Annotated in this window: 15 protein-coding genes; 9 read left to right on the top strand and 6 right to left on the bottom strand. The window is 60.6% G+C overall.

Features of this window, described 5'->3' with window-relative positions:
• Positions 1 to 22: 22 nt before the first annotated feature.
• Positions 23 to 1,243, bottom strand: coding sequence for a helix-turn-helix domain-containing protein (locus AC1D2Q_RS00560; RefSeq protein ID WP_477811866.1), 1,221 nt, complete (start codon positions 1,241 to 1,243; stop codon positions 23 to 25).
• Positions 1,244 to 1,631: 388 nt separating this feature from the next.
• Between AC1D2Q_RS00560 and AC1D2Q_RS00565 the strand changes: the two genes are divergently transcribed.
• From AC1D2Q_RS00565 to AC1D2Q_RS00605, 9 genes are all read left to right on the top strand, one after another.
• Positions 1,632 to 2,012, top strand: a complete 381-nt coding sequence (locus AC1D2Q_RS00565; RefSeq protein WP_019580252.1) for a RidA family protein — start codon at positions 1,632 to 1,634, stop codon at positions 2,010 to 2,012.
• Between the two features lie 226 nt (positions 2,013 to 2,238).
• A complete protein-coding gene (locus AC1D2Q_RS00570) occupies positions 2,239 to 3,915 on the top strand; it encodes an MFS transporter (RefSeq protein WP_477811867.1) in 1,677 nt (558 codons plus the stop codon).
• 379 nt (positions 3,916 to 4,294) lie between these two features.
• Positions 4,295 to 4,657, top strand: a complete 363-nt coding sequence (locus AC1D2Q_RS00575; protein ID WP_477811868.1) for a DUF6124 family protein — start codon at positions 4,295 to 4,297, stop codon at positions 4,655 to 4,657.
• 242 nt (positions 4,658 to 4,899) lie between these two features.
• Positions 4,900 to 6,273 (top strand): glutamine synthetase family protein, encoded by a 1,374-nt coding sequence (locus AC1D2Q_RS00580; RefSeq protein WP_477811869.1) that lies wholly within the window; start codon positions 4,900 to 4,902, stop codon positions 6,271 to 6,273.
• 7 nt (positions 6,274 to 6,280) lie between these two features.
• Positions 6,281 to 7,672 (top strand): aldehyde dehydrogenase family protein, encoded by a 1,392-nt coding sequence (locus tag AC1D2Q_RS00585; RefSeq protein ID WP_477811870.1) that lies wholly within the window; start codon positions 6,281 to 6,283, stop codon positions 7,670 to 7,672.
• Positions 7,673 to 7,675: 3 nt separating this feature from the next.
• Positions 7,676 to 8,836, top strand: a complete 1,161-nt coding sequence (locus AC1D2Q_RS00590; protein ID WP_105344452.1) for an iron-containing alcohol dehydrogenase — start codon at positions 7,676 to 7,678, stop codon at positions 8,834 to 8,836.
• A 109-nt stretch (positions 8,837 to 8,945) separates the two neighbouring features.
• Positions 8,946 to 9,173 (top strand): hypothetical protein, encoded by a 228-nt coding sequence (locus AC1D2Q_RS00595; RefSeq protein ID WP_477811871.1) that lies wholly within the window; start codon positions 8,946 to 8,948, stop codon positions 9,171 to 9,173.
• Between the two features lie 198 nt (positions 9,174 to 9,371).
• Positions 9,372 to 11,087 carry an amidase gene (locus AC1D2Q_RS00600; RefSeq protein ID WP_477811872.1) on the top strand — a complete coding sequence of 572 codons (1,716 nt, stop codon included), beginning with the start codon at positions 9,372 to 9,374 and terminating at the stop codon, positions 11,085 to 11,087.
• A gap of 282 nt (positions 11,088 to 11,369) precedes the next feature.
• On the top strand, positions 11,370 to 11,642 hold the full coding sequence (locus tag AC1D2Q_RS00605; protein ID WP_477811873.1) for a DUF2790 domain-containing protein: 273 nt from the start codon (positions 11,370 to 11,372) through the stop codon (positions 11,640 to 11,642).
• 52 nt (positions 11,643 to 11,694) lie between these two features.
• On the opposite strand, the gene AC1D2Q_RS00610 is transcribed toward AC1D2Q_RS00605, so the two are convergent.
• The 5 genes from AC1D2Q_RS00610 to AC1D2Q_RS00630 all read right to left on the bottom strand — a co-directional run bounded on the left by AC1D2Q_RS00610 (position 11,695) and on the right by AC1D2Q_RS00630 (position 17,811).
• Positions 11,695 to 12,639 carry a LysR family transcriptional regulator gene (locus AC1D2Q_RS00610; RefSeq protein WP_477811874.1) on the bottom strand — a complete coding sequence of 315 codons (945 nt, stop codon included), beginning with the start codon at positions 12,637 to 12,639 and terminating at the stop codon, positions 11,695 to 11,697.
• A 67-nt stretch (positions 12,640 to 12,706) separates the two neighbouring features.
• Positions 12,707 to 13,657 carry an aldo/keto reductase gene (locus tag AC1D2Q_RS00615; RefSeq protein ID WP_477811875.1) on the bottom strand — a complete coding sequence of 317 codons (951 nt, stop codon included), beginning with the start codon at positions 13,655 to 13,657 and terminating at the stop codon, positions 12,707 to 12,709.
• A 31-nt stretch (positions 13,658 to 13,688) separates the two neighbouring features.
• The gene (locus AC1D2Q_RS00620; RefSeq protein ID WP_477811876.1) at positions 13,689 to 15,179 is read right to left on the bottom strand and encodes an efflux transporter outer membrane subunit; all 1,491 of its coding nucleotides are present in this window, start codon (positions 15,177 to 15,179) and stop codon (positions 13,689 to 13,691) included.
• A 20-nt stretch (positions 15,180 to 15,199) separates the two neighbouring features.
• The gene (locus AC1D2Q_RS00625) at positions 15,200 to 16,684 is read right to left on the bottom strand and encodes a DHA2 family efflux MFS transporter permease subunit (protein ID WP_477811877.1); all 1,485 of its coding nucleotides are present in this window, start codon (positions 16,682 to 16,684) and stop codon (positions 15,200 to 15,202) included.
• Positions 16,684 to 17,811 (bottom strand): HlyD family secretion protein, encoded by a 1,128-nt coding sequence (locus AC1D2Q_RS00630; RefSeq protein WP_477811878.1) that lies wholly within the window; start codon positions 17,809 to 17,811, stop codon positions 16,684 to 16,686. Before AC1D2Q_RS00630 ends, AC1D2Q_RS00625 begins: the two co-directional genes overlap by 1 nt.
• Positions 17,812 to 17,901: the final 90 nt, after the last annotated feature.

The raw sequence follows: 17,901 nt of genomic DNA on the forward strand, positions 1-17,901 counted from the left end.
CACTGGGGTAGTGAAGAGGATGCTAATCACTGGGCAGCAACGCCGTGAGTAACAATCCCGTCGCGAATCCAGGTACCGGCGGGGTCATCCAGCGGCGGGCCCGGCCGTGACCGAACGACTGCACCTTGTCGGTCGCCGCCAACGTGTCGAGGGCCCGTTGCACGGTGCGTTGACTGGCGCCGAGCGCCAACGCCAGGGCCGAGCTCGACCACGACTCGCCGTCAGCGAGGAAGGCGAGCAGCGTCGCATGCGGTTCTTCGACAGGCCGCGCCAGCACCACGACGTCAGGCGCAATGCGTGGCACCAGTGCAAACCCTCGTGGGGTCGCGACCACGTCGGCGATCAGGTGCAGCGCCCCGCGTAGCCGCCCGAGTTCGACGCGCAACCGTGCGCGATGGGACTCATCCGCGTGCTTCATCCGAAAGGCTCGGGCGATCAGCGCTTCCCTCGGCACGTCGGCCGGCCACGCTTCGCCCAGCGCCCGGGCGAGCGCAAACAGCACCGGACGCCGAGCGAGCGAAACCGACGCGCCTGCGTCGCGCACGACGTACCGGCAGGCGTCCACCACCAGCGTGGGGGATGCCAATAACGCTTCAATTTCATCGAGCAGCAGCGGCTGTTCCTGCCCACCGATAATCAGCCGCGCCGCTGGTGTATCGAGGATATGCGAGGCGCATTCGACCTCGGCGGTGAGTGCCGCAATGCCCGCGTGCTGCGCGGCTTGCCCGGCCCGTCCGAGTGCCGCGCGCGCCGCCTTCGTTTGCAGACGACGCATCGCGATGCCCGCCAGAACCAGTTCGTAAGCGGCCCTCGACGCGGGCAGTAATGGCGTGGGGTCGAGTTCGGCAAGACGGCCCTCGGCCTCGTCGAGATGCCCGATCAACAGCAAGCGGCGAATCTCGAGATAGCGCGCATGGGCGGCGTTGACCCAATCGCCGTRGGCCTGAAGCGTCGCCCGCGCGGTGTCGAGTGCCTTAACCGGCCAGTTCAGGTCACGGGAGGCGAGCGCGATCTCGGCCTCGGCGACGACACACCGCGCGCGGGCCAAGGCCTCCTTCGCACCGAACGCCCGCGCGGCACTTCGCACCAGCGCCTTCGCTCGCACAAGGTCACCCAGTTGCGCCATCGCGATGCCTCGAAGAACGAGTGCAGGCGCGTCGTTGCGCAGGGCGATGCGGTTCAGCGCGCCGAGCGGATCACCCGCCGCGAGCGCACGCGCTGCTGCGGTGATCAGCGAATCCATGTGAACTGCGTCACTTGTGACCCCCACCGTTCGATGTCCGCTGATCAGTCTATCTCACGACTGCTTAGCCGCATGCCGGGTTTGGGGGACGCTTCGCCACAGAGTTGCGCGCCGACCGATCCCTGTAGGAGCTGCCGAAGGCTGCGATCTTTTGATTTTGTTTTTCAAGGTCAAGATCAAAAGATCGCAGGCTTCGCCAGCTCCTACATCGATTGCGACGGATCCGTGAATGCGTTCGTTGAAGATTGATGTGGCTGAAAGTGTTTAGCAGGTGATACACAACAGAACGAACGGCCCGACGATGAGGCTGTAAACTGGCCGCGCAAAAAAAGGCGCTGTGTCATTGAATACCCCGGCGCCCCTTCACCCCCGCAAACAAGAGATCCCCATGGCAAACCACGACATCACTTTCCTCCCCGATCCCGACGCGGAATCCATCTCCTCCGACGTCGCCGGTTTCGGCGGCCTGCTGGTCTCCACTCAAATTCCTACCCGCGCCGACGGCAGCCTGGAGCTGGGCGACATCACCCTGCAAAGCGAGTGCACTCTGCAGGCGCTCAAGGTCGCGCTGGAGAACGCCGGCAGTTCCATGGACCGGGTGCTGCATCTGACCATCTACCTCACCGACATGGCCGACCGCGCCGCGTTCAACGAGGTCTACCAGCGCTTCTTCGCCAAGCCCTGGCCGGTTCGCGCCGCCGTTGGCGTGGCCGCTTTGGCGGTCGAAGGCATGCGCGTGGAAGTCACCGCCATGGCAGCCAAGGGCTAACTCGGCGAATGTGTCCGGCGGCCCTGCTCGGCGAGCGGCCGCCGCCGGGCAGGCTGGCGAGTGGATATCTGCGCGAAGCCGATTATGCTTCAAGAAACCCTTGCAGCGATGCGAGGCCGTCAGCCTGTGTGCAATACGTAATCCGACGACATCAGCCCTTGGGCCTGGGTGCGGTAAAAAGGTAGTGAGGTACTCCGGCCTACAACAAGAACGACGGAGAAGACTCATGGCCGCAATCGACAACACATCCACGGGCAGCGCGCCCCACCACAGCATCACCAAGGAGGAGCGCAAGGTCATTTTCGCCTCGTCCCTRGGCACTGTGTTCGAGTGGTACGACTTCTACCTTTACGGCTCCCTTGCCGCCATCATCGCCAAACACTTCTTCGCCGGCGTCAATGAAACAACGTCCTTCATCTTCGCCCTGCTGGCGTTCGCCGCAGGCTTCGCAGTGCGACCCTTCGGCGCCATCGTGTTCGGCCGACTGGGCGACATGATCGGGCGCAAGCACACTTTTCTCATCACCATTGTGATCATGGGTGTCTCCACTGCCGTCGTGGGCTTTCTGCCCGGCTACGCGACAATCGGGGTGGCGGCACCGGTCATCCTGATCACGCTGCGTCTGCTGCAAGGCCTGGCCCTGGGCGGTGAATACGGCGGCGCGGCGACTTACGTGGCCGAGCATGCGCCCAAAGGCAAGCGCGGCTACTTCACCTCGTGGATCCAGACCACCGCGACCCTCGGCCTGTTTCTTTCGCTGCTGGTGATCCTCGCCTGCCGCACCCTTCTGGGCACCGAAGCCTTCGAGGCCTGGGGCTGGCGGGTTCCCTTCCTGGTGTCGATCCTGCTGCTGATTGTCTCGGTGTACATCCGCCTGCAACTGAGCGAGTCACCGGTGTTCTTGAAGATGAAGGAAGAAGGCAAGTCCTCCAAGGCGCCGCTGACCGAATCCTTCGCCCGCTGGGAAAACCTCAAGATTGTGATCATGGTCCTGCTCGGTGGCACTGCCGGCCAGGCCGTGGTCTGGTACACCGGGCAGTTCTATGCGCTGTTCTTCCTGCTGCAGACGCTGAAGATCGACCCGCAGACCGCCAACTTTCTGATTGCCGGCTCGCTGCTGATCGGCACACCGTTCTTCATTGTGTTCGGCAGCCTGTCCGACCGTATCGGCCGCAAGGGCATCATCATGGCCGGGTGCATTCTCGCAGCGGTAACCTACTTTCCGATCTTCCATGCGTTGACCGAGTTCGGTAACCCCGACGTGTTCGCCGCGCAGGCGAAGAATCCAGTCACGGTGGTCGCCGATCCCGGTCAGTGCTCGTTCCAGTTCGACCCGGTGGGCAAGGCCAAATTCACCAGTTCCTGCGACCTCGCCAAGACTGTGCTGGCGAAGAAGGCCATCCCCTACAATAACGAGAAAGCCGCGCCTGGCGCCGTCGCGCAGGTCCGCATCGGCGACAAGGTCATCCCGAGTTTCGAAGGCACCGGCATGCCGGCCGCCGACTTCAAGACCCGCAACGACGCCTTCACCGCCACCCTCGGCACCGCCCTCAAGGACGCCGGCTACCCCGAGAAGGCCGACCCGGCGAAGACCAACTACCCGATGGTGCTGCTGCTCCTGACCATCCTGGTGATCTACGTGACCATGGTCTACGGCCCGATCGCCGCCTGGCTGGTGGAGCTCTTCCCGGCGCGCATCCGCTACACCTCGATGTCGCTGCCCTACCACATCGGCAATGGCTGGTTCGGCGGCTTTCTGCCCACGGTGGCGTTCGCCATGGTCGCGGCCACGGGTGATATCTACTACGGGCTGTGGTACCCGATCGTGATCGCGGTGATGACGGCCATTCTTGGCACGTTCTTCCTGCCGGAAACCAAGGATCGGGAGATTCATCACACGTAAGCGTTTAGGCCATACAACAACGGTGTTTAAGCCGGGTGTTTAAAGACACCCGGTGTTACTTCATCAAGGCTACAACGCCTTGCGTCGTTGCCTACGACTGCGCCAGAATCCGCCGGCTTGTGCGCTTTGGGCTCGGGTTTTATCGTTTCCCGGTCACTGAAAAACAGTGATCGGGTTTGGTAGCCCGGTATTTCCAGGCGCATAGCGCCGCCTTTAGCAGAGGTTGATTTTCATCTCTGTTTTTATGGTGGCCATGCGTAGGGCTCCTTCGGGCGCGCCGGGTTCCTGGACCGGTCTACCAACCTGTGCATGGCCGCCACCCTTCGTTTGGTAGCAAAGGGTGATGGCTCCTCAAATAGTTTTCCCAGGAGTTTCATCCATGTTCAAACCTACACCCAATCCGCCTGCCACAGACCCGATATCCCCCTACGAATCACTCGATTCAAAAAAACTCCACGAAGCCGCCGAACGCGCCCTCGACCACTACCTCAACCCGGCCGCCCAGATCATGGCCACGGCCAACGAACCCGAGCCCATGTACCTCGCCAACCCGAAGTACAACACCGAATCCCTGCTGGCCAACGCCAGCGAAACACTCGGCTCGGCCGCCCTCATGCTCAACAATTTCGCAGCATTGCTGGAGACCTCACATCGCAAGACCCTGCTGGGCATTGCGCAAGTGGTCATGCTCGGTGAACTGGCGGTGAACCAGGCACTGGATCACGTGGAACCGAAGGAATAATCGACAGGATCTGTGGCGAGGCGGTAGCACCTCGCCACATTCAACGCCACCCCGCCAAGACGTAAGCAACAGACAAACCTCACCAGCCTCCGCTCACCGAAACTTGCGCACAGCAACAGTAGGCTAAGCTTTCAGCAGCTTATTGCTCACGATGCTCGCGTCTGCAGGTTTGGATTTTTTCTGGAGAGCGTCTGCAACAGCTATTTCAGACAGGTCCAGATCATTCACGCAGGACTGACGCGATGACCGAGCCCCTCCTCAGCTTCGAAGCACTCAAACGCGCCGCTGCCGCCGGCGAGATCGATACCGTGCTGGTGTGCATGGTCGATATGCAGGGGCGACTGGTCGGCAAGCGCTTCCAGGTCGAGTTTTTCATCGACAGCGGCCACGAAGAAACCCACTGCTGCAATTACCTGCTGGCCGACGACATCGACATGGAGCCGGTGCCGGGATACGCCGCTGCCAGTTGGAGCAAAGGCTATGGCGACTTTGTGCTCAAACCCGACATGTCTACGTTGCGGCGCGTGCCGTGGCTGGAATGCACGGCGCTGGTGCTCTGCGATGTGCTCGATCATCACCATAGAAAAGACCTGCCCCACAGCCCGCGAGCGATCCTGAAAAAACAGGTCGAGCGCCTGCGCGAGCGCGGCTATACCGGGATGTTCGCCTCTGAGCTGGAGTTCTATCTGTTCGATGAGAGCTATGAGGCGATCCACGAGCGCAATTACCACCAGCCGAAGACCGCCGGTCACTACATCGAGGACTACAACATCCTGCAGACCACTCGCGAGGAGCCGGTGTTGCGGGCGATTCGCAAGCACCTGCAAGCCTCCGGCATTCCCGTGGAAAACTCCAAGGGCGAATGGGGGCCGGGGCAGGAAGAAATCAACATCCGATATGCCGATGCCATGACCATGGCCGACCACCACGCCATCATCAAGCACGCCTGCAAAGAGATCGCGCAACTGCAAGGCAAGGCGATCACCTTCATGGCCAAGTGGCGCTATGACGCCGCCGGTTCCAGCAGCCATATTCACAACTCGCTATGGGACAAGCATGCGAAAAAGCCACTGTTCTTCGACCCCAAGGCCGAGTTCGGCATGTCGAAGCTGATGCGCTCGTGGGTGGCCGGGCAGCTCAAGTACGCCAACGACATTACCTGTTTTCTCGCGCCCTACATCAATTCGTACAAGCGCTTTCAGGCCGGCACCTTCGCGCCAACGCGGGCGGTCTGGAGCCGGGACAATCGCACCGCCGGCTTTCGTTTGTGCGCCGAGGGCAGCAAAGCCATCCGCATCGAATGCCGCATCGGTGGTGCCGACCTCAACCCCTATCTGGCCTTCGCCGCGTTGATCGCCGCGGGCCTGGCCGGGATCGACGAGAAGCTCGAACTCGCGGCGCCTTTCGAGGGCGATGCCTATGTCGATGAGCATTTGCCTGAAGTGTCGAAAACCCTGCGCGAGGCCTGCGCCGCGCTCAAGGCGTCAAGCATGTTGCGCGAGGCGTTCGGTGATGAAGTGATCGACCACTACGTGCACACCGCCGACTGGGAACAGAAAGAGTACGACCGGCGGATAACCGACTGGGAACTGCAGCGCGGCTTCGAGCGCTATTGAGCATGCCATGACTGAGACCGTTCAACTTATCTCCCCGGTCGATGGCCGGGTCTATGCCGAACGCCGCCGTGCCGATGCGGTACAGATCGAGCAAGCCCTGACGGCGGCCGAAACCGCCCAAGCGCAATGGAAACGCCGGCCACTGAGCGAACGCGCCGCCTTTTGCAGCGCTGCCGTGGACGCGATGCTGGCGATGAAGGACGAGATCGTGCCGGAACTGGCCTGGCAGATGGGCCGCCCGATACGCTTCGGCGCTGGTGAACTGCGCGGTTTCGAAGAACGTGCCCGGCATATGATCGCCATTGCGCCTGAAGCGTTGGCAGCGGTAGAGCCCACGCCTGTCGCGGGTTTTCGGCGCTATATCAAACGCGAGCCGCTGGGTACGGTGCTGGTCGTCGCGCCGTGGAATTATCCCTACTTGACGGCGGTGAATACGATCATCCCGGCGCTGATGGCGGGCAACAGCGTGATCCTCAAACACGCCACGCAAACGCTGCTGGTCGGGGAGCGTTTCGCCGAGGCCTTTCGCCGCGCCCAGCTGCCCGAAGGGCTGTTCCATAACCTGCTGCTCAGTCATGTCTATGCGGCGGCGATCATTACCTCTGGACGGGTGCAGCAGGTGAACTTCACCGGTTCTGTCAGCGGCGGCGAGGCCATGGAACACGCGGCCGTCGGAGGTTTCCTCGGCGTGGGGCTGGAGCTTGGCGGCAAAGACCCGGCCTATGTCCGGGCAGACGCAAACCTTGAGCATGCGGTGGAAAACCTGGTAGACGGCAGCTTCTTCAATTCCGGGCAGAGCTGCTGCGCCGTCGAACGTATTTATGTCGATAAAAAAATTTACCCGGCCTTTGTCGAGCGCTTCGCTGCCCTGACCCGCCAATACGTGTTGGGCAACCCGCTGGACGAAGCCACCACCCTCGGGCCGCTGGTCACACCGAGCGCCGCTGAGTTCGTTCGCCGGCAGATTGCCGATGCCCTGGCACAAGGGGCCAGGGCGCTGATCGATCCAAAGGACTTCGCCGCCGACGCGCCGGGCAGCGCCTACCTCGCGCCGCAGGTGTTGGTCGACGTCACCCATCAAATGGCGGTGATGCGCGAGGAAAGCTTCGGCCCGGTGCTGGGCATCATGCCGGTGGCCAGCGACGACGAAGCCATCGCCTTGATGAACGACAGTGAGTTCGGGCTCAGCGCCTCGATCTGGACGCAAGACCTGGCCGCCGCCGAACGCATCGGCAACGAGATCGCCACCGGCACGGTGTTCATGAACCGCTGCGATTACCTGGACCCGGCCCTGGCCTGGACCGGGGTGAAGAACAGCGGGCGCGGCGTAACGCTGTCGCGCCTGGGCTATGAACACCTGACCCGAGCCAAATCCTTCCACTTGCGCCACGAGATCTGAGCCATGAGCCTGACCGCGAACTGGAACTACCCCACGAGCATCCGCTTCGGTGTCGGCCGCATCGCCGAACTGGCCGAAGTCTGCCGCAGCCAAGGGATCCAGCGACCGTTGCTGGTCACCGACAGCGGCCTGGCACGTGCGCCGATCACCACGGCGGCGCTGGAATCCTTGCGCGCCGCCGGCCTCGGTGTCGCGCTGTTTTCTGATCTCAAGCCCAACCCCGTCGAAGCCAATCTCGCGGGTGGGCTCGACGCCTGGCGTGCGGGCAAACATGACGGCGTGGTGGCGTTCGGCGGTGGCAGTGGCCTGGACATGGGCAAGCTCATCGCCTTCATGAGCGGCCAGACCCGACCGGTGTGGGATTTCGAAGATATCGGCGACTACTGGACACGCGCCGATGAAAGCAGCATCGCCCCGATCATCGCGGTGCCGACTACGGCGGGCACCGGTTCCGAGGTCGGCCGTGCGGCGGTGATCATCGACGAGCGTACGCACACCAAACGCATCATTTTCCACCCGAAGATGATGCCGCGGGTGGTCATCAGCGACCCGGCCCTCACCGTCGGCATGCCGGCCAAGGTCACCGCCGGCACCGGCATGGACGCGTTTTCCCATTGCCTGGAATCGTACTGCGCTCCCGGTTTTCACCCCATGGCCGAAGGCATCGCGGTGGAAGGCATGCGCCTGGTGGCCAATGCCCTGGTGCGGGCGGTACACACCCCTTCCGACCTCGACGCGCGCGCGCAAATGCTGGCGGCTGCGGCGATGGGCGCCACTGCGTTCCAGAAAGGCCTGGGAGGAATGCACGCGCTCTCGCATCCGGTGGGCGCCCTGTACGACACCCACCACGGCATGACCAATGCCACGTTCATGCCCTATGTGCTGAAGTTCAATCGCCCGGCCATCGAGGAACGCATCACCCGTCTGGCGGCGTATCTGCGCCTGCCCTCCCCTGGGTTCGACAGCTTTATGGCCTTCGTCCTCAAGCTGCGCAAGGACATCGGCGTGCCGCATACGCTGGTGGAGCTGGGGGTGGATGATCAGCAGGCCGACCTGATCGCGGACATGGCGATTGTCGACCCCTGTGCCGGCGGTAATCCGCTGCCGTTGACACGAAATGGCGCGGCAGAAATTTTCGAAGCGGCTTATCACGGCCGTCTTTAGAGCTCAGCCGTCAGTCAAACCGCGAAAGCTGTGGGCTGGCATGCCGAAAAAATCTCGAACTCCGACCCTATCGCTGAATCCAATGTGTAGGCCAATGGAGGTAAGCGAAATGAACAACGATGACAGTGTCAACGACGTCGAATCAGAACCAACCTCGAACACCCCGCCCACCGCTACATCTGATAAACCCGTCGATGTGGTCGAAAGAGAGCTTGAGGACAGCGACAGTGACCTCGACGGTGAAGATCAGGCCACGACTAAAACCCAGGAGCAGGAAGCTGAAGAGCGCAGCCGGAAAATAGCCGAGATCGAACGCAAGGTGGCGGATGGCAATTAGGAAAATACACGCCCCTCATCAGGTTCAGGGCACAGGCGAATGACAGAGGGCAATGAGTTCTCCGATACTGTCGAGCAAATGCAGTGCAATGAGAACCGAAATGAAAACCCATTGTGAAATTAGTGATGTCCCTGAGCCGAAAACCCGGCGTAACAGCAACCTTCACCACGCTACCCGTCTGCAGCAGGCGGTAACAGCATGATCGAGGTCACCGAGGTTTCCATTGCCGAGCTGCGTGCTGCGCTCGAATCCGGCCAGACCACGGCGGTTGAGCTTGTGCAGGCCTATCTCGCCCGGATCGACGCCTACGACGGCGCCGACACGCCCACCGCCCTCAACGCGGTGGTGGTTCGCAACCCCGATGCGCTCAAGGAAGCACAGGCGTCCGATGCCCGTCGGGCCAAAGGCGAGATGCTGGGGCCGCTCGATGGTATCCCCTACACGGCCAAGGACAGTTATCTGGTGAAGGGGCTGACCGCCGCCTCTGGAAGTCCCGCCTTCGCCAACCTGATTGCTTATCGCGATGCGTTCACCATCGAACGGCTTCGCGCTGCCGGGGCGATCTGCCTGGGCAAGACCAATATGCCGCCGATGGCCAACGGCGGCATGCAGCGCGGGGTGTATGGCCGTGCGGAGAGCCCGTACAACGCCGACTACCTCACCGCCCCTTTCGCCTCGGGCTCATCGAACGGCGCCGGCACGGCAACCGCCGCCAGTTTCTCGGCATTTGGCCTGGCGGAAGAAACCTGGTCGAGCGGACGTGGCCCTGCCTCGAACAACGGTTTGTGTGCTTATACGCCTTCGCGCGGGGTGATTTCGGTGCGCGGCAACTGGCCGTTGACGCCGACGATGGACGTGGTCGTGCCGTATGCCCGGACGATGGCGGACCTGCTCGAGGTGCTCGATGTGGTGGTGGCCGATGATCCCGACACACGCGGCGATCTGTGGCGGATGCAACCCTGGGTACCGATTCCGAGCGTCGCTTCGGTGCGCCCTGCGTCCTATGGGGCGCTGGCCGCGAAAAGCGATGCGCTCGCAGGGAAGCGCTTCGGCGTGCCTCGCATGTACATCAACGCCGATCCCGATGCGGGCACCAGCGATGCGCCTGGCATCGGTGGGCCGACGGGCCAGCGCATCGACACCCGTCCTTCCGTGATCGGGCTCTGGGAGCAGGCGCGCAAGGCACTCGAGGCGGCCGGCGCAGAAGTGCTCGAGGTCGATTTCCCGCTGGTTTCCAATTGCGAGGGCGATCGTCCTGGCGCACCGACGGTGTTTAACCGGGGCCTGGTGTCCAAAGAGTTCCAGCACCATGAGTTGTGGGACCTGACGGCTTGGGCGTTCGATGATTTTCTTCAGGCCAACGGTGATCCAAAACTGCATCGCCTGGTCGACGTAAACGGGCCGCTGATTTTCCCGCACGACCCGGGGACGCTGCCCAACCGCGAGGGCGACCTTGCCGCGGGCATGGACGAGTATGTACGGATGGCCGCACGCGGCATTACGCCGTGGAACCAGATCGAAACGCTGCCGGATGGACTGCGTGGGCTGGAACTGACCCGTCGAATCGATCTGGAGGAATGGATGGATCGGCTGGGGCTCGACGCGGTGATTTTCCCTACGGTAGCCGACGTTGGGCCGGCGAATGCCGATGTCGATCCGACGTCTGCGGACATCGCGTGGAGTAACGGGGTATGGGTTGCCAACGGCAATCTCGCCATCCGCCACCTGGGCGTTCCCACGGTCACGGTGCCGATGGGCGTCATGCCGGACATCGGTATGCCCGTCGGGCTGACATTTGCCGGCCGCGCCTATGACGACTCGACGCTGCTTCGCCTGGCTTCGGCGTTCGAGTCGACGGGGACGAAACGCTTGATCCCGCCGCGCACCCCGCCCTTGTCGGGTAGCCAAAAATAGAAAGATCGCAGGTTCCTGCAGAGGTTGAGTACACCCGTACCCATACCCATACCCATACCCTGTAGGAGCCTGCGATCTTTGGGCTATTCATGCGAAATCCGGCAACAGTGTTTGTCCAGTCGGCCGCTATTTGAAAGAAGTTCAAACACCTAACATCGTCTCTACCCAGTGAGCCAATAGCGTCAGTATCCATTAGCTCACGAGGTAGTCACTCGAAAATCCGAGATGAGCTTTACGATCATCCCGGCCCCCGAGTAAACCTTGGACGATACGGTGAAGATAATGAAAACTTTAAAAATTGCGGTTCTTCTGGCACTTGCCGGTATAGGCGCACACGCCTTTGCAGACGATGGCCATTCAACTAACGCGACCAGCAAAACACCAGTAGAGATCTACACGTACGAAACGAAGCTCGACATTAAGAAAGTCATTAACCTCACAGCGATTGCGGACGAGTGCAAACCGGTCCCGGTGCAAATGACGTATGAAGATTCTCACGACCAACAGCATGTCATGCAATATCAAGTCATGGGCACTGGATGTTCAAACGGTTGAATGCCGTGCGGACGATGGAGGGTCGACACTCCATGCCTGCGGTGCAATCAACTCAAAAGCTGATACTTTTTCCTGAACCTACGATTTCTTCATCGGATGCCAACATGCCCGGGATGTGATGTTTAAGAAACTCTACCCATGTCCTTATTTTCGCATCCACGAATTTTCGTGATGGGTATATCGCAAACAAATTCAACTCTTCAAGACGATACTCTGGCAGCACGCGCACTAATGTGCCGGCCCTGAGACCATCGACCGCAGAAGCAATCGGCTGAATACCGATGCCCATCCCATTGGTTATAGCGACGGTCATTCCATCAGCGGTGTTAATGTGAAAAGGAGACAATGGGACGTTGATTGACTCCGCGCCTTCAGGCCCCTCAAATGCCCAGTTTTCAACCGGCATTACTGTGTTAACAATCCTCAAGCAATCATGTACACCTAGAGCACCCGGAGAGTCCGGGATTCCGCGTTTCTTCAGATAAGCAGGTGAGGCGCAGAGAATGCTGTAAGTGATGCCAAGCCGCTGAGCGACAAACCCCGAGTCGGGCAGATCCCGCGCTAAAACAATCGACATGTCATACCCTTCCTCGAGCAAGTCAGGTAGCCGATTGGTCAGCGTCAAATCAAACATGACCGAGGGATGAGTCTCTCTGTATTTGGCAATGGCATCGATCACGTAATGATTGCCGATGGCTGACATGGCGTGAATTTTCAGCCTGCCCACCGGCATGGTATGAGCGGTCCCGGCTTCCTCATCGGCTTCACGTACCTCGTCAAGAATCCTCTCGCATCGTTGCAAATAGCGCGCACCGGCTTCGGTCAACGCCAGGCGTCGGGTGGTGCGGTTAATCAGACGGGTTTGAAGCCTGGCCTCCAGGCTGGAAACGGCTTTGGAGACGTTGGTTGTCGTGGTGTCCAATAGCTCGGCTGCCGCGGTAAAACTGCCGCTCTGGGCAACCGTAATGAAAAACCGCATGGTTTGGAAAACGTCCATCGTTTTCACCTCAAGGGCGTGGATAACAGAGGGCGGCTTTACAGAAGACCGCCCTCCTCGTCATGTGTCACTTTTTCCGTGGAATAAATCCAGGCACACCGGTTTCCACGACCGAGTTGAATCGTACCCTGGTCGTAATATCTTCCTTGATCTCAAGCATCGCCCTATGCGGCAGGGTGGAAATATCCAGGTTTTCCTTGATATGGCTTGGTGTAGCGGACGTGGTCAGAAAAGCAACGCCCCGTTGTACAGACCAGGCCAATGCCACTTGAGCCGGAGTCTTCTGCAAGCGCTTGGCGATCCCTGTCATCACCGGATCTTCCAACACTTTCGGCTCCATGCCATGGCCCAGTGGCGCGAACGCCAGGAGGATGATTCCATGCTGTTTGCAGAACTCAAGCAGTTCCCATTCCGGCAGATAAGGGTGGGATTCAACCTGCACCACGGCAGGTTTGATCCGGGCCACTGCCACAATCTCTTTTAACGTTTCCAGCGTGATATCAGACAAGCCGATTGCCTTGCAGCGACCTTCATCCACCAGGCGTTCAAGTGCTCTCCAGGTCTCGATCAGTGTCACGCCGGAGTCGTAGATGACGCGACCTTGTTCGTCTCTCGGGTCCTGATTCTCACCGGGTTGAAAGGCAAACGGCGTATGGATCAGGTAGCAGTCGATAAAGTCCACTTGAAGGCGGCGGCAACTGGCCTCGAAAGCAGGTTTGACTCGCTCGGGACGATGGTTGGTGTTCCACAGTTTAGTGGTAATGAACACGTCCTCCCGGCGGATCTTGCCCGCCTCCAGCAGCTCTTTTATCGCAACGCCGACACGCTCCTCATTGCGATAGCGCTCTGCACAGTCGAGATGGCGAAAGCCCGCTTCCAAGGCGTTCTTGACCGCTTGTGTGGTGACGCTGAGATCACTGAACAGCGTGCCAAATCCAACGGCCGGCATTTCACCTGAGCCGTGGTTCAGCGCAAATCGGGTTTCGCGAAGTGCATCGTGAAAAGCTTCATAAGACATCTCTTGACTCCAATGTTCGGGGCCGTAGCCGTTATTGATACGAAGGGTTCTGTGCTTCGCGACTGGCAACCCGTTGCTCGAACGCGCCGACGGAATTACCGCCGAGGGCTACATACAGCTGCACCGTGTCGAGATACTGCGCAGTCTTCACCCGGATTTGCCCCAGCAACGCTTGCTCATAGGCACGTTCCGCTTCCAGCACCTGGAGAATGCTGTTCTCGCCTTGCGCATAGGCTTGCTGGTTCAACCGAAAACTGGTTTCGGCAGCGCGCAACGCGTCTTCCTGCGCCAGGTTTTGCTCGGCGTCGTGGTTGATCGCCTGCAACGAGTCCGCGACCTGGCCGAACGACTGAATGACGGTCTGCTGATAGCCGGCGAGCGTCGCCTTGTAGCCGTCGACGGCAGCCTGACGTTCAGCCTTGAGCGTTCCGCCGTCAAAGATCGGCCCCGCCAACCCTGCAGCCAAACCCCAGAGCGCGGCACCGCCATTACCGGAAGCGGCCTGTACCAGCGACGCGGACAGCGTTACATGGGGATAGAGGTTAGCGGTCGCGACACCGACTGCGGCGCTGGCCATGTGCAGTTCGGCCTCTGCTTGCAGTACGTCCGGTCGACCGTGAGCCATTTCCGAAGGCACACTCACTGGCACGTTGGCCGGCAATACGAACTCGGCCAAATCGAAGTCCGGCGCGATCCAATCGCCAGGGCCTTTGCCCGTGAGAATCGACAGCGCATGGCGCGCGGCATCACGCTGTTGAGCGAGGGGCGGCAGCAGTGTGCGGTCCTGGGCCAGCCGGGTCTCGGCCAGCGAAACGTCGATCTGCGTGGTGACGCCGCTGGCGTGTGCCCTGCGCACCAGGTCGAGGTTCTTGGCGTCATTGGCGAGCAGCTTCTCGACGGCTGCCATCTGCGCGTTGGCAGACGCCACCAACAATGCCTGGCTGGCGACATTCCCCGTCAGGGTCAGGTACGCCGCTTCGTATCGATGCTTCTGAAGATCGGCAAACGCTTGCTGCTGCTCGATCCGCCGCTTGTTACCGCCGAACGCATCAAGGTCAAAACCGACCCGCGGCCCGATCGCGTAGAAATTGGAGATCGAAGGCTCTTTAGCGTTGTGTACCCGCTGGCGACCCGCCTGGGCGCCAAAGTCGACCTGCGGATAAAGCGCACCCTCCGCCGCCGCCACCGAGGACGCCGCTTGCCGGATCGTTGCATCCGCCGCCACCAACTCAAGGTTGCCCTCGATGGCGCGACGTACAACCTTGTCGAGCTTTGGCGAATGGAAGGCCGTCCACCAGTCACCGCTGACCTTTTGGCCGAGGTTGATGTGTTGCTCGCCAGGCTGGTTGCCGCTCTGGCCGAGACGCTGCTCGGCCTGTTGGTCGTAGTGCTGCGACAGGCTCGGCGGCTGCATTTGATAGTCGGGGCCGACGGTACAGGCCGTCAGGAATACAAGAACCGACACCGCACCGAATGTGGTTTTGAACGTCTTTCTGTTGATGAAGCGCGCATTGGATTTCATTTGGGCAAACTCCACGAAAACTAGTTGGTCGGAACGGGCTTGCGAAGAAAGACAACCAGTGGACTGACCACCAGCATCGCCACCATCAACAGCTTGAATTGGTCGATCACCGCGATAAAAGCCGCCTGGCCGGTGATCATTTCGTTGAGCCCCGCCAGTGCTTGCAGGGACATCGGCGCGGCATGCGCAGCGGCGCGATAAGGCGTCAGATGGCTGACCAGCGCCAGGTGCATCGCTTGCGTATTGTTGAAGAAGAAAATCTGCACGATCGCAACGCCGAGGGTGCTCCCGTAAACACGCGACAGATTGAAAAAACCGGTGCCTTCCGGACGTAACTTGGGGTCGAGCGTGCTGAACGCGATCTTGGTGAGCGACGGCATCAAGATGCCGATGCCAATCCCCTGGATCGCCCCGGCGATCGCCACCGGCGACCAGTCCATCAACGGCGAATAACCGAGCATCAGCCAGTTGGCGTAAATCACCACTGCCACGCCAATCGCCACGAACAACCGACGGTCGAAGCGCTCGGGAACACGGCCCATCAGCAGGAACGCCCCTACCAGCCCCACACCGCGCGGTATCGTCAGCGAACCTGTCGTATCAGGCGGATAGCCGAGGATCTCGTCCAGCATCGGCGACGTCAGTGCCATGGTCGACAACAGCACGAAACCCACGGCGAAAAAGATAATCGACGCCAGTACAAAGTTGCGGTCCTTGAACAGCTGCTTGTTGAGGAAATGCACCTTCTTGCTCAACAGATGCACCGCGAACAGATAGAGCCCCAACGCACAGCCCGCCGCCTCCAGCCAGATCTCGGTCGAGGCAAACCAGTCCAGGCGTTCACCGCGGTCGAGCATCATTTGCAGGCTGATCAACCCCAGCGTGAAGCTGCCGAAGCCGAAGAAATCGAATGACGGACGTTGCTCGGCCTTTTTCTCCGCAAGCAAAAGCGCCATCACCAGGAAGATGAATGCCGACAACGGAAGGCTGATGTAGAAGATCGGGCGCCAGCCAAAATGCTCGCTGACCCAACCACCAATGCTCGGGCCGCTGACGATGCCGAAGAGCACGATTGCCGTCCATGTCGCGCCAAATTTCGCACGCTTCTCCAGTGCCAACGTCTCCATTGAAATCGCCATCGACAGCGGCGCCAGCACGCCACTCGCCAGGCCCTGGATAATTCGCGCACCGACGAACTCCAGCGGAGTCGTCGCAACCGTGGCGAGCAGCAAGCCAAGGACGAAGAAGGCCAGCGCGGCTTGATAAACCCGCTTCAAGCCAAAACGCCCGGCGAGCCATTGCGCAACCGGCATGGTGATGGCACTCGCTGCCAGGTACGAAGTGAATATCCAGCCAGCCTGATCGTCGGTCATCGACAGGCTGCCTTGAATGAACCTGAGTACCGCATTCGGCAACGGCAGGTTCGCCGACTGCATATAGGTCGCGAGCAGCGCGGCGAACCTTAATGTTCCCGCACCTTGAGGTCCGACAGAGTTGGCGTTCATCAGAAGTTACCTGCAGTCATCAGCGCCTTGAGCGGATGCCACCATGGCGTGTGATACCCGGTATCGACCTTGACCGTGGCGCTGGTGCCCGAAAACAGAGGCAGAGCAGGATCCACCTCATCGAGTTCGAGGCGCACCGGTACCCGCTGGACAACCTTGACCCAGTTGCCGGTGGCATTTTCAGGCGGCAGCAAGGCGAAGTCCGACCCGGCACCGGGGCTCATGCTGGTCACGTGGGCTTTGAAAACGTGATCGGGATAGGTATCGATGCTGATGGTTGCTTCCTGGCCTGGACGCATGTGGGTCACCTGGGTTTCGCGGAAGTTGGCTTCGACCCAAATCTGCCGATCGGACAACAACGCAAAGGCCGGCGCACCGTTGTTGACGTAGTTGCCAACCTGCAGATCGTCGACCTTGGCCACGATGCCATCGTCTGGCGCATACACCGTCGTGTATGAGAGGTAGAGCTGCGCCTCGTCCAGCTGCGCCTTGGCCTCGCGAACTGTCGGGTGGTTATCGGCTTCGATATCTGGATTACCGCTCAACGCGACAACCGTGCTGGCGATCTGTTGTTCGATCGACGCGATGCGTTGCCGGGCCACTTTAAGGTCGGTGTCGGCGCGCTCGTAAATTGCCCGCGAGACGAACTCGGTAGCGACCAGCGCTTTCTTGCGGGCAAACTCGCGCTGATCGAAATCGGCCGACTCTTTGGCCGATTGCAGTTCCGCCTGCTGCTGGCGATAACCGGCCTTGAGCCCATCGATGCGCAGTCGCGCCACGCTCAGCTGTGCTTGCGCACGGTCAACCGCGATCTGGAACGGTTTCGGGTCAATCCGAAACAGCACCTGCCCTTTGTGAACCGGTTGATTGTCCTCGACCGCAATTTCGACGACTTGTCCGGAAATGCGCGCGTTGATCGATGCCTTCGCCACTCGGGCGTAGGCGTTATCGGTCGAAATGAACGCCTCGCCTGCTTGATAGCGGGCATAGCCCAGCGCTGCGAAGAGCACCGGCAAACCGACAATCAACAAGGGCCGAAATTTCTGCTTGAACGGTTTTTTGATGGGCGCGTCAGGCCTTGCGTGCTCGAAGGTCTGCGTAGCCGGGATGTCGAACTGTTTAGTCATGATCGAATACACCTTTAACCGGGAAATCGGGCCAGCACCTGCGAGAATCGCCTGCGGCCCTGATGGCAAAAATTGCTGTGAGAAAGCAAA

Source organism: Pseudomonas sp. P1_A1, from assembly GCF_056406935.1.